The organism is Microbispora bryophytorum, from assembly GCF_006874465.1.
Taxonomy (GTDB): domain Bacteria; phylum Actinomycetota; class Actinomycetes; order Streptosporangiales; family Streptosporangiaceae; genus Microbispora; species Microbispora bryophytorum.
In genome coordinates this window covers 209,007-221,418 of sequence record NZ_VIRL01000009.1, presented here as the reverse complement: position 1 = coordinate 221,418, position 12,412 = coordinate 209,007, and the positions used below count along the sequence as shown (strand labels likewise).

Below are 12,412 nucleotides of genomic sequence, written 5' to 3'. Positions count from 1 at the left end.
GGGGTGAACAGGTATCACTCTCCGCGTCGCGCCGACGCCGCCGCCGACACCCGCCGTGCCATCATCGGCGCCGCCCGGGACCTCTTCACCGCGCACGGGTACACCGCCGTGACGGTGTCGCAGATCGCCAAAGCGGCGCAGGTGGCGGTGCAGACGGTGTACAGCAGCGCGGGCGGCAAGGCAGCCATCCTGGCGGAGATCCTGGCCCCGGCGGTGCACGACCGGCGCGTTACCGACACCCTCAAGGCGGCGGTCGCGGCGACGGATCCCCGTGAGATCGTCGACATCACCGCGGCCGGCACCCGCGCCACCCACGAACGGCACTGGGACGTCCTGTTCGGGCTGCTCCACGGCGGTCTGGGAGAGGCGTCCGGCGTCGAGGTGACCGAGAAGGCCAACGGCGAATATCTCAACGCGCTCGCCGTGGTGGCCGACCGGCTGGTGAAGCTGGACGCTCTCCGTCCTGAACTGGACCGCGCCTCGGCCCTCGACGTCCTCTGGTTCTACCTGGGGCAGCGCTCCTGGTTCCTTCTCGTCGGCGAACGCGGCTGGGACTTCGAACGCGCGGAGAGATGGCTCGCCGCCTCGGCCAAGGAGGCGCTGCTGAAAGAGCCGTGAGCCTCACCTTCGGCCGCGCGAACGGCCGCTCGGCCCGCGCGGGCCGAGCGGGCCGCGAATCGGCGGTGGTCGGCACGGTCTGACCGGCCTTTCCCGGGCCCGCCTCGTCCACTTCGGCCGTGCGTCAGAGCTCGGCGACCAGGCCCTCGGGTTCGGGCTCGGTGCCCGCCGCGGCCTCCGGCTTCTCCGCCGTCTCGTCCATCTCGGGGCTCACGGCCGTGGGGCTCTCCACCGGCCGCAGCCAGACGACGCCGAGCGGCGGCACGCGCAGCCGGGCCGAGCAGGGCAGCCCGTGCCGCGGCTCCTCGACCGACTCGACCGCGCCCATGTTGCCGACGCCGCTCCCGGCGTACTCGTACGCGTCGGTGTTGAGGATCTCCTCCCAGCGCCCGGGGGTGGGCAGGCCGAGGTGGTAGTCGTCGTGCGGGGCGCCGGAGAAGTTGGCGACGCAGGCCAGCACCGAGCCGTCCGCGCCGTAGCGCAGGAACGACAGCACGTTGCCCGGGGCGTCGTCGGCGTCGATCCAGCGGAAGCCCTCGTGGGTGTTGTCGCGCGAGTACAGCGCGGGCGAGTCACGGTAGACGCGGTTCAGGTCCTTCACCAGGCGGCGTACGCCCTGGTGGTAGTCGAAGTCCAGCACCCACCAGTCGAGGCCGTTCGCCTCCGACCACTCGGCCCCCTGGCCGAACTCGCCGCCCATGAACAGCAGCTGCTTGCCGGGGTGGGCCCACATGAAGCCGTACAGCGCGCGCAGGTTGGCGAAGCGCTGCCACTCGTCGCCCGGCATCTTGCCCAGCAGCGACCCCTTGAGGTGGACGACCTCGTCGTGCGACAGCGGCAGCACGAAGTTCTCCGAGAAGGCGTACATCAGGGAGAACGTCACCTGGTGGTGGTGATACTGCCGGTAGACCGGCTCACGGGACATGTAGCTGAGCGAGTCGTGCATCCAGCCCATGTTCCATTTGAAGCCGAAGCCGAGCCCGCCGAGGTGGACGGGCCGCGACACGCCGGGCCAGGCGGTCGACTCCTCCGCGATCGTCACGATGCCCGGCTCCTCGCGGTAGACGACGGAGTTCATCTCCTTGAGGAACTCGATCGCGTCGAGGTTCTCCCTGCCGCCGTGCACGTTGGTGGTCCACTCGCCCTCACGCCGTGAGTAGTCGAGGTAGAGCATCGAGGCCACGGCGTCCACCCGCAGGCCGTCGACGTGGAACTCCTTGAGCCAGTAGAGCGCGTTGGCCACGAGGAAGTTGCGCACCTCGTTGCGGCCGAAGTCGAAGACGTAGGTGCCCCAGTCGGGGTGGGTGCCGCGGGCGGGGTCGGCGTGCTCGTAGAGCGGCGTGCCGTCGAAGCGGGCCAGCGCCCACTCGTCCATCGGGAAGTGCGCCGGCACCCAGTCCACGACGACGCCGACGCCGGCGCGGTGCAGCTCGTCAACGAGGTGGCGGAAGTCGTCGGGGGAGCCGAATCGCGAGGTCGGGGCGTAGTAGGAGGTCACCTGGTAGCCCCACGAGCCGCCGAAGGGGTGCTCGGCGACCGGCATGAACTCCACGTGGGTGAACCCCATGTCCGTGACATAGCCGACCAGCTCGCGGGCGAGGTCGCGGTAGGACAGGCCGGGCCGCCACGAGCCCAGGTGCACCTCGTAGGTGCTCATCGGCTCGGCGAGGGCGTCGCGGGACGGCCGGGCGGCCATCCACTCCTCGTCGCGCCACTCGTACGCGGACCTCTCGACGATGCTGGCGGTCGCCGGGGGCACCTCGGTGCGGCGGGCCATCGGGTCGGCCTTCTCCCGCCAGATCCCGTCGAGGCCGAGGATCTGGAACTTGTACCGCGTGCCCTCGCCGATCTCCGGGAGGAACAGCTCCCACACGCCCGTCCGGCCGAGCGAGCGCATGGGGTGGGCGGCCCCGTTCCAGTGGTTGAAGTCGCCGATCACCCGCACGCCCTGCGCGTTCGGCGCCCAGACCGAGAAGGCCGTCCCGTCCACGTCCTCGTGACGTGTCACCCGCGCCCCGAGCACCTCCCACAGCCGCTCGTGCCGGCCCTCACCGATCAGGTGGAGGTCCAGCTCGCCCAGGGTCGGCCAGTGCCGGTACGGATCGTCCGTCTCGTACGACGGCGCGTCGGGATAGGTGATGCGCAGGCGATAGTCGGGGACCTTGTCGACGCCGGGCAGCGTCACCTCGAACACCCCGAACGCGAGATGGCTCATCTCGTGCGCCGACCCGTCGGCCAGCACCTCGACCTTCTCGGCGAAAGGGCGCAGGGCCCTGATCGTCACGCCGTCGGGCCCGGGATGGGCCCCCAATATGGAGTGGGGGTCGTGGTGAGCGCCCCCCGCCAGCCGGTCCAAGTCCATGTCGCCCAACCTGCCCTAGATGTACCCCTCCGAACACCCCGATCTTGTCAGCGAAAAGCCGCGAGCGGGATGGGCAGCCACGAGGGGCGGTTGCGTGCCTCGTAGACGACCTCGTACACGGCCTTGCTCAGTTCGAGCGCGCGCAGCAGCACGGCGTCGTCGCCGCGGATGCGCCCGCCGCCCTCCGAGTAGCCGGCCAGGAACGCGGCCCGGTTGCGCTCCGCCCACTCCCCGGCCCGGTTCTCCAGGTTCTCGGCGTCGGGGCGGCCGGCCAGCAGGTGCCGTGCGGCGTATTCGAACGAGCGCAGCATGCCCGCCACGTCGCGCAGCGGCGAGTCGGGCGCCCGCCGCTCGGCCAGCGGCTGGCCCGGCTCGCCCTCGAAGTCGAGCACCACCCAGTCGGTCATGGTCCGCATGACCTGGCCGAGGTGGTAGTCGCCGTGCACCCGTTGCACCGGGATGTCGTGACCGAGATCGGCCAGCCGGTCGAACGCCTCGGCGGCCACGGCGGCGTGCTCGCCGAGGTCCGGCACCTCGCTGACCGCCCTGTCCAGGCGGCGGCGGAACCGCTCGGTCATCCGTTTGATCTCGGGCGGCTCGATCGTCCCCGTGGGGAAGGCCCGCGCGAGCTCGCGGTGCACCTGTGCGGTGGCCAGCCCGAGCCGCCGCGCCTCGGCGGCGAAGTCGCCTCCGGCGTCCTGCGCCGGCATGCCCTCGGGGCACGCGTAGAGGTCGCGCACGCTCGTCAGCGCCATCGACCAGCCCTCGTTGGCGTTCTGCAGGTACTCCTGCATGATCGCCAAGGTGGTCGGCTCGCCCTGGAGCTCGGTCTCGATCCAGCCGTACGGCTTGGCCACATGGGCCGAGCCCGCGTCCGCGAGCGCCGTGATGATCTCCAGCTCGGGGTTGACCCCCGGGTTCAGCTGGCGGAACAGCTTGAATATGTACGCGTCGCCGTACACCAGCGAGGTGTTCGACTGCTCGGCGGTCAGCACGAGGCTGCGTTGCGAGGTGTCGATCTGCGCCCCGTGCGCGAGGTGGAAGCCCAGGCCGTCGAACCGGCGGCCGGCGGCCATCCCCTCCAGCAGGTGCCCCGTCAGGGTGGAGTCGTGCAGCGCGTCGTACACCTCGACCTCACGGCCGGCCCGGCGGCAGGTGCCGATCCGGACGTGACCGAGCCGGTCGGGCAGGTGCTCGCGCAGCCCGACCGGGATCTGGTAACGCGTGCGGCGCTCCCCCTGCCGCACGCACACGATCAGATGGAGCAGCGCCGGCTCACCGGAGGCGATCTCGATCTCGGAGTCGATGGACAGGTCGTCGATGGCGCGCCCCTTGCCGGCGAACCACCGTTGTCCGGTGATCCAGCCGGCCAGGAGTCCCTGAAGTGAAGTCGTCACTCCTCCTTCGTGCCGGCCGTCCGTTGCGTGTCCGGCCGTTGGGTGTCGGTCCGTTGGGTGTCGGTCCGTTGCGTGTCGGTCCGTTGCGTGTCCGGCCGATGCGTGACGGGCAGTGTGAACCAATAGAACCCATGCCCAGGGAGCGTCAAAAGATACGGAAGCTCACCGATCGGCGGGAAAGGAACTCCGCCCATGCACTCGACCGGCGTGGACCCCTCGAACCTGCGCAGGTCGAGCTCGACCGGCTGGGGGAAGCGCGACAGGTTGTTGACGCACAGGACCCGGTCGTCGCCCAGCTCGCGCACGAACGCGAGCACACTCGGGTTGGACGAGTTCAGCTCGGTGAACTCACCGAGGCCGAACACCGGGTGACGCTTGCGGATCTCGATCATCCGCTTGGTGAAGTGGAGCAGCGAGCTGGCGCTCTTCTGCTGCGCCTCGACGTTGATCGCCTGGTAGCCGTAGATCGGGTCCATGATCACCGGCAGGTAGAGCCGGCCGGGGTCGCAGCTGGAGAAGCCCGCGTTGCGGTCGGGCGTCCACTGCATCGGCGTGCGGACGCCGTCCCGGTCACCGAGCCAGATATTGTCGCCCATGCCGATCTCGTCGCCGTAGTACATCACCGGTGAGCCCGGCAGGCTGAGCAGCAGCGCGGTGAACAGCTCGATCTGGTTGCGGTCGTTGTCCAGGAGCGTCGCCAGCCGGCGGCGGATGCCGACGTTGGCCCGCATGCGCGGGTCCTTGGCGTACTCGGAGTACATGTAGTCGCGCTCTTCGTCGGTCACCATCTCGAGCGTGAGCTCGTCGTGGTTGCGCAGGAAGATGCCCCACTGGCAGTTCTCGGGGATCTTCGGCGTCTGGGCCAGGATCTCCGAGATCGGGTAGCGCGACTCCCGCCGCACCGCCATGAAGATGCGCGGCATCAGTGGGAAGTGGAAGGCCATGTGGCACTCGTCGCCGCCGGTGACCGGGTCGCCGAAGTACTCCACCACGTCGGCCGGCCACTGGTTGGCCTCGGCCAGCAGCACCCGGTCGGGGTAGATCCGGTCGACATCGGCCCGCACCCGCTGCAGGTACGCGTGGGTCGCCGGCAGGTTCTCGCAGTTGGTGTCCTCCTGCTCGAACAGGTAGGGGATCGCGTCGAGCCGGAACCCGTCGATGCCGAGGTCGAGCCAGAAGCGGATGACCTCCATCATCGCGTCCTGCACCGCCGGGTTTTCGAAGTTGAGGTCCGGCTGGTGGTGGAAGAACCGGTGCCAGTAGTACTGCCCGCGGACCGGGTCGTAGGTCCAGTTGGACGCCTCGGTGTCGATGAAGATGATCCGGGCGTCCTTGTACTGCTCGTCGGTGTCGCTCCAGACGTAGAAGTCGCCGTACGGGCCCTCGGGGTCGTGGCGGGACGCCTGGAACCACGGGTGCTGGTCGCTGGTGTGGTTCATGACCAGGTCGGCGATGACACGGATGCCCCGCTTGTGCGCCTCGTCGACCAGCCTGATGAAGTCCCCCAGATCACCGAAATCCGGAAGGATCTTCATGTAGTCGGAGATGTCGTACCCGCCGTCCTTGAGGGGGGACTCGTACAGCGGGAGCAGCCAGAGGCAGTCGATGCCGAGCCACTGGAGGTAGTCCAGCTTGCCGATGAGGCCGCGGATGTCGCCGGTGCCGTCCCCGTTCGAGTCGGCGAAGCCCCGGATCAGCACCTCGTAGAAGACGGCCCGCTTGTACCAGTACTTGTCCCGTGGTTCCTCTTCGGTGAAGGTGTTCGGGATGGGCTGGGTATGGCTGGGCTGCGTGTGGCTGGGCTGGGCATGGCTGGGCTGAGGTGTCGTCGAGCTCACCTTTTGACTCCCCGGATGTGCCGAGCTGCGCTCACGGGCGGTGCGCTGACCCGTGGCGGAGCGTGAGGATGTGTGCGGGATGGACGTGCGGGTCGAGGCGCACGTAGTTCGCCTGCCCCCAGCGGTACGACTCGCCCGACAGTTGGTCGTCCACGACGAACTCGGCATGCCAGTCGAGACCGAGGGCGGGCATGTCGAGCCGAACCGTCGCCTCATGTGTGTTGTGTGGGTCCAGATTGACGACGGCCAGCACGACATCGCCTAGTCCGTGCCGTCGTGAGGCCGTGTCATAGGCGCCGGGCAGCCGCTTGGAGAAGCAGATCACGTTCGGCTGGTCGACGTTGTGAAACCGTAGGTTACGCAATTCCTGGAGCGCCGGGTGTGCTCTTCTCAACAAATTGAGCTGGGTAATGAACGGGGCAAGGCTGCGGCCCTCACGCTCCGCGCCGGCCCAGTCGCGCGGTCTGTACTGGTACTTCTCGCTGTCGAGATACTCCTCGCTGCCTGGGCGAACGGGGACGTTCTCGGCCAGCTCATACCCAGAGTAGACCCCCCAGGTGGGTGCCATCAGCGCGGCCAGGACCGCCCGGATCTTGAACGCCGGCACGCCCCCGTGCTGGAGGTACTCGTGCAGGATGTCGGGCGTGTTGACGAACAGGTTGGGCCGCAGGTAGTGCGAGGTCTCGTGGGACAGCTCCCGCAGATACTCCTCCACCTCGGGCTTGGAGTTGCGCCAGGTGAAGTACGTGTACGACTGGTGGAACCCCACCTTGGCGAGCGCGCGCAGCATGGGCGGGCGGGTGAACGCCTCGGCGAGGAACAGCACGTCGGGGTCGGTCGCCCCGATGTCGGACAGCAGCCGCTCCCAGAACCGGACCGGCTTGGTGTGCGGGTTGTCCACCCGGAAGATCCGCACGCCGTGGTCCATCCAGTGCCGGACCACCCGCTTGATCTCCACGTAGATCCCCTCGGGGTCCTTGTCGAAGTTCAGGGGGTAGATGTCCTGGTATTTCTTCGGCGGGTTCTCTGCGTACGCGATCGAGCCGTCGGCCCGGATGTTGAACCACTCCGGGTGTTCCTTGACCCAGGGGTGGTCGGGGGAGCACTGCAGCGCGAGGTCGAGGGCGACCTCCATGCCCAGCTCGCGCGCCTTGACGACGAACTCGTCGAAGTCCTCGATCGTGCCCAGGTCGGGGTGGATCGCGTCGTGCCCGCCCTCCTGCGCGCCGATGGCCCAGGGCGACCCGGGGTCGTACTGGTCGGGGGTCAGGGTGTTGTTGCGGCCCTTGCGGAACTGCGTACCGATCGGGTGGATCGGTGGCAGGTAGACCACGTCGAAGCCCATCTGGGCGATCGCCGGGAGCCGCTTGGCCGACGTCCTGAACGTCCCCGGCTTGGGCGCGACGCCCTCCTGCCCCACCATGGCGCCCTCGGAGCGGGGGAAGAACTCGTACCAGGAGCCGAACAGCGCCCGCCGCCGGTCCACCCGTACGCGGTTGCGGCCCGACCGGGTGAGCAGGTCGCGCAGCGGGTGCGCGGCGATCAGCGCGGCCGTCTCGGGCAGCTGGGTCACCGCGAAGCGCGCCCTGGGGTCCACCGCCTCGTCCCGCAGGCGGGCCGCGAGGGCCAGCAGCGCGGCCCGGTGCCCGCAGGAGCCGCCCGCCTCCGCCGCCGCGCAGTCCGCCGCCCGCACGCCCTTGGCCGCCCGCTCGAACAGCCGGGCGCCCTCCTCGCACATCAGCTCGGCGTCCAGATCGCGCGGGATCTTGATGCCCGCGTCGTGTATCCAGGTGGCGATCGGATCACTCCAGGCCTCCACGCGGAACTGCCAGAGGCCCTCGGCGGGCAGCGTCACCTCCACGCTCCACCGGTCGGTGCCGGGCGCGACCTCGCGCATGGGCAGCATCCGGCCCGGCGTGCCGCCCGGGTCGATCAGCACCACGCCGGCGGCGACCGCGTCGTGCCCTTCGCGGAACACCGTCGCGCCGATCTCGAAGGTCTCTCCCGCGGCGGCCTTTGCGGGCCACTGGCCGCAGTCGACGACGGGCTGGATGTCCTGGATGGGAATGCGTCCGATCATCGTCACTTCGTACTCGGGGGCGGCACACCGGGTGCCGCCGGGGTTTGCGGGGCGGGAACTGCTGTGGTCGGGCGGGCGGCACGAGAGGCCGGATCCGCTGGCGGCGGGCCTTCCTCGTCCCTAGAGGGGTTGCCCTAATAGTCCAGTCTTACCCCTGCCGGACGAAAGACCGCCGCCGTGTTTGGGACGGCGTCTCCGGGAGATCGATCATTGCGTGCCGGTCACCGCTGTCCGGCGCTGACATCACCAGGTCAAGGGTACTTTGGTGAGGTTTGAACCAGTCTGATGGTGGTGAGAGCGTTCGAGAACTGGCATCGCAGTACGACAAGTCTGATTCGGTCGCGCGTCGTGGCGCTGAGTAATTAGGGTCTGGCCCCGTGAGAGCTATCCGCAGGTTCACTGTCCGAACCGTTCTTCCCTCACAGCTCGCACCCCTGAGCGAGTTGGTCGAGAATCTCCGATGGTCGTGGCACCCCGAGACCATGGACCTGTTCGCCGAGGTGGATCCCGAGGTCTGGGACCGTGTCGATCACGACCCCGTCGCGCTGCTCGGCGCGGTCGACGCCGACAGGCTGCGCGAGCTCGCCCAGGACCGGCGCTTCCTGCGCCGCCTGGCCGACGCCGCCGACGACCTGCGTGAGTACATGACCGCCCCCAGGTGGTACCAGTCGCTGGAGGGCGCGCCGAAGGCGATCGGCTACTTCTCGCCCGAGTACGGCATCTCCGCCGCGCTGCCGCAGTATTCCGGCGGCCTCGGCATCCTGGCCGGCGACCACCTGAAGGCCGCCAGCGACCTCGGCGTGCCGATCCTCGGCGTCGGCCTGCTCTACCGGCATGGCTACTTCACCCAGTCGCTGTCCGCCGAGGGCTGGCAGCTTGAGCACTACCCCTCCCTCGACCCCGGCGGCCTGCCGCTCACCCTGCTCAAGGAGGAGGACGGCGCCCCGGCCCGCATCAAGATCGGTTTGCCGGAGGGGCGCACCCTGCACGCCCAGATCTGGGTGGCCCAGGTCGGCCGGGTGCCGCTGCTCCTGCTCGACTCCGACGTCGCGGAGAACGACACGGTCGCCAGGGACGTGACCGACCGCCTGTACGGCGGAGGCGGCGACCACCGCCTGATGCAGGAACTGCTGCTCGGCATCGGCGGCGTGCGGGCCATCCGCGCCTACTGCCGGATCACCGGCCACCCCGACCCCGAGGTGTTCCACACCAACGAGGGCCACGCCGGCTTCCTCGGCCTTGAGCGCATCCGCGAGCTCACCGAGGCCCGGCTGTCGTTCGAGGAGGCCCTGGAGGCCGTACGCGCCGGGACCGTGTTCACCACGCACACGCCGGTCCCCGCGGGCATCGACCGGTTCCCGGCCGAGATGATCGCCCGGCAGTTCGGCGGGTCCAACGCCTGGCCGACGGTGTCGGTGGACCGCATCCTCGAACTCGGCGCCGAGCCGGACGGCCCCGAGGCCGACAGGTCGGTCTTCAACATGGCCGTCATGGGCATGCGGCTGGCCCAGCGGGTCAACGGCGTGTCCGAGCTGCACGGCCACGTCAGCCGGGAGATGTTCCAGGGCCTGTGGCCGGGCTTCGACGTGGAAGAGGTGCCGATCGGCTCGATCACCAACGGCGTCCACGCCCCCACGTGGGTCGGCCGGGAGATGATGGAGCTCGCTGGCAGGGAACTGCCCTCACTGATCGACAAGGCCCAGGGCTGGGAGAGCGTGCACAAGCTCTCCGAGGCCGACATCTGGGGCATCCGCGCCAAGTTGCGCGCCCGCCTGGTCGAGGAGGCGCGGCGGCGGCTGCGCAAGTCGTGGCGGCAGCGCGGCGCCAGCGAGGCCGAGCTGGGCTGGGTGGACGAGGCGCTCGACCCGGACGTGCTGACGATCGGCTTCGCCCGCCGGGTGCCCTCCTACAAGCGGCTGACCCTCATGCTCTGCCACCCCGACCGGCTCCGCAGGCTGCTGCTCGACCCGGACAAGCCGGTGCAGATCGTCATCGCGGGTAAGGCGCACCCGGCCGACGAGGGCGGCAAGAAGCTCATCCAGCAGATCGTCCGCTTCGCCGACTCCGAGGACGTGCGGCACCGCATCGTCTTCCTGCCCGACTACGACATGGCGCTCGGGCAGCTCATGGTGACGGGCTCCGACGTGTGGATGAACAATCCGCTGCGCCCGCTGGAGGCGTGCGGCACGTCCGGCATGAAGGCGGCGCTCAACGGCGGTCTCAACCTGTCCATCCGCGACGGATGGTGGGACGAGTGGTACGACGGCAACAACGGCTGGGCGATCCCCAGCGCCGACGGAGTGGACGACCCCGATCGCCGCGACGAGCTGGAGGCCACGGCGCTGTACGACCTCATCGAGCGTGAGGTCGCCGACCGTTTCTACGACCGGGCCGCCGACGGCCTGCCGCGGCGCTGGCTGGAGATGGTCAAGCACACGCTGAGCTCGCTCGGGCCGAAGGTGCTCGCCGGGCGCATGCTGAACGACTACGTCACCGACCTGTACACCCCGGCGGCGGCCTCCGCCCGGTCGCTCGCGGCCGACGGATACGGCGACGCCCGGCTGTTCGCCGCCTGGAAGCTGCGTGTGGTCAAGGCGTGGCCGGGCGTACGGGTCGAGCACGTCGAGGCGACCGGCGTGGGGGACACCCCCGAGCTGGGGGCCCGGCTGGAGCTGCGGGCCACGATCGCCCTGGGCGAGCTGGCGCCCGAGGACGTCCAGGTCCAGGCCGCCTACGGCCGCGTGGGCGCGCACGACGAGCTGCTGTCCCCCGGCTACGTCACGCTGAAGGTCGACTCGGCGGGCGACGACGGCCGGGCGTACTACACCGGCGTCGTGCCGCTGGACCGCACCGGCGCGTTCGGCTACAGCGTGCGCGTGGTCCCGTTCCACCCGCTGATGGCGTCGGCGGCGGAGCTCGGCCTCATCGCCGTCCCGGAGGAGCCGGTCGGCATGACCAACGGCACCCTGCGCTAGGACTGCCCGGCCCGGTCACCCCTCTCGCCCGCTTCCCTCGCAGGTGAGAGGGGTAGACCAGCACCATGGCACAGGCCCTGCACATCGCGATGGTCGCCCCGCCGTGGTACGACGTGCCGCCCCGCACGTACGGCGGCATCGAGGCGGTGACCGCCGCCCTGGTCCACGGTCTGCGGGCGCGAGGGCACCGGGTCACCGTCATCGGAGCCGGGCGCGAGGTGGATCTGCGGACCTACGACGAGCCGCCCTCCGCGCGGATCGGCGAGCCGTTCCCCGAGGTGGTGCACGCGGCCGAGGCGGCCCGCCTCCTGCGCGGCCTGGACGTGGACGTCGTCCACGACCACTCGCTGGCCGGGCCGCTCACCGCCGCGGGGCGGCTCGTGCCGACGGTCGTCACCTGTCACAACGATGTGAGCGGGGAGCTCGGGGACTACTACCGGAGCCTCGGCGCGGACGTGTCCCTGGTGGCCATCTCCGCGTCCCAGCGCGCCGCCGCGCCCGGCCTGAACTGGGTGGGGCGGGTGCACAACGCGGTGGACGTCGCGGCGTGGCCGTTCCTGGAGCGCAAGGACGACTGGGTGCTGTGGCTGGGACGGCTCAGCCCGGACAAGGGCGCCCACCTCGCGATCGAGGCGGCGCGGGCGGCGGGGCGCCGCATCCTGCTGGTCGGCAGGCGAGCCGAGCGGGCGGAGCACGCCTACTTCCGCGAGCGGGTGGAGCCGCTGCTCGGGCCCGACGCCGAATACCTGGGGGAGGCCGACGGCCCGCTCAAGAACGAGCTGTTCTCCCGGGCCCGGTGCCTGGTGCTCCCGCTGCTGTGGGACGAGCCCTTCGGCATGGTCATGATCGAGGCGATGGCCTGCGGCACGCCGGTGGTGGCGCTGCGGCGGGGCGCGGTGCCCGAGATCGTGGCGGACGGGGTGACCGGCTACGTCCGCGACACGCCCGACGAGCTTCCCGCCGCGATCGAGGCGGTCTCCGCGCTCGACCCGCACGCGGTGCGCGAACGCGTGGCCCGGCACTTCGACGTGCCCGTGATGGTCGAGGGATACGAGCGGGTCTACCACGGCATCGTGGCCGCGACGCCGGCCGCCTCCCGGCGGCCTCTCCCGCTCGGTCGCTGATCTCGCCCTTATCGTGGG

Annotated in this window: 7 protein-coding genes; 3 read left to right on the top strand and 4 right to left on the bottom strand. The window is 70.2% G+C overall.

The genetic code is table 11. The annotated features are described in order from the left end of the window. Window positions 1–3: 3 nt before the first annotated feature. Window positions 4–618, top strand: a complete 615-nt coding sequence (locus FLX07_RS18660) for a TetR/AcrR family transcriptional regulator (RefSeq protein WP_142572078.1) — start codon at window positions 4–6, stop codon at window positions 616–618. 124 nt (window positions 619–742) lie between these two features. Here FLX07_RS18660 and glgB read toward each other — a convergent pair whose 3' ends face one another. The 4 genes from glgB to FLX07_RS18640 all read right to left on the bottom strand — a co-directional run bounded on the left by glgB (window position 743) and on the right by FLX07_RS18640 (window position 8,295). Next, entirely contained in the window at window positions 743–2,980 is a 2,238-nt protein-coding gene (gene glgB, locus FLX07_RS18655; protein ID WP_142572077.1) for a 1,4-alpha-glucan branching protein GlgB, read from the bottom strand. 47 nt (window positions 2,981–3,027) lie between these two features. Continuing rightward, window positions 3,028–4,377, bottom strand: coding sequence for a maltokinase N-terminal cap-like domain-containing protein (locus tag FLX07_RS37060; RefSeq protein ID WP_142572076.1), 1,350 nt, complete (start codon window positions 4,375–4,377; stop codon window positions 3,028–3,030). Next, window positions 4,374–6,146, bottom strand: coding sequence for a maltose alpha-D-glucosyltransferase (gene treS, locus FLX07_RS37055; protein ID WP_229689834.1), 1,773 nt, complete (start codon window positions 6,144–6,146; stop codon window positions 4,374–4,376). The genes FLX07_RS37060 and treS overlap by 4 nt, the downstream gene beginning before the upstream one ends. Before the next feature lie 100 nt (window positions 6,147–6,246). Beyond that, window positions 6,247–8,295 (bottom strand): alpha-1,4-glucan--maltose-1-phosphate maltosyltransferase, encoded by a 2,049-nt coding sequence (locus FLX07_RS18640; RefSeq protein ID WP_142572075.1) that lies wholly within the window; start codon window positions 8,293–8,295, stop codon window positions 6,247–6,249. A 377-nt stretch (window positions 8,296–8,672) separates the two neighbouring features. Between FLX07_RS18640 and glgP the strand changes: the two genes are divergently transcribed. Together glgP and FLX07_RS18630 are read left to right on the top strand one after the other, a co-directional pair. Continuing rightward, window positions 8,673–11,270, top strand: a complete 2,598-nt coding sequence (glgP, locus tag FLX07_RS18635) for an alpha-glucan family phosphorylase (protein WP_142572074.1) — start codon at window positions 8,673–8,675, stop codon at window positions 11,268–11,270. A gap of 65 nt (window positions 11,271–11,335) precedes the next feature. Further along, window positions 11,336–12,394, top strand: a complete 1,059-nt coding sequence (locus FLX07_RS18630; RefSeq protein ID WP_142572073.1) for a glycosyltransferase family 4 protein — start codon at window positions 11,336–11,338, stop codon at window positions 12,392–12,394. Window positions 12,395–12,412 lie beyond the last annotated feature (18 nt).

Bases quoted from the DNA above. Each gene is read 5' to 3' on its own strand.
- glgB (WP_142572077.1), bottom strand. From the start codon at position 2,980: ATGGACTTGGACCGGCTGGCGGGGGGCGCTCACCACGACCCCCACTCC.
- FLX07_RS18640 (WP_142572075.1), bottom strand. From the start codon at position 8,295: ATGATCGGACGCATTCCCATCCAGGACATCCAGCCCGTCGTCGACTGC.
- FLX07_RS18630 (WP_142572073.1), top strand. From the start codon at position 11,336: ATGGCACAGGCCCTGCACATCGCGATGGTCGCCCCGCCGTGGTACGAC.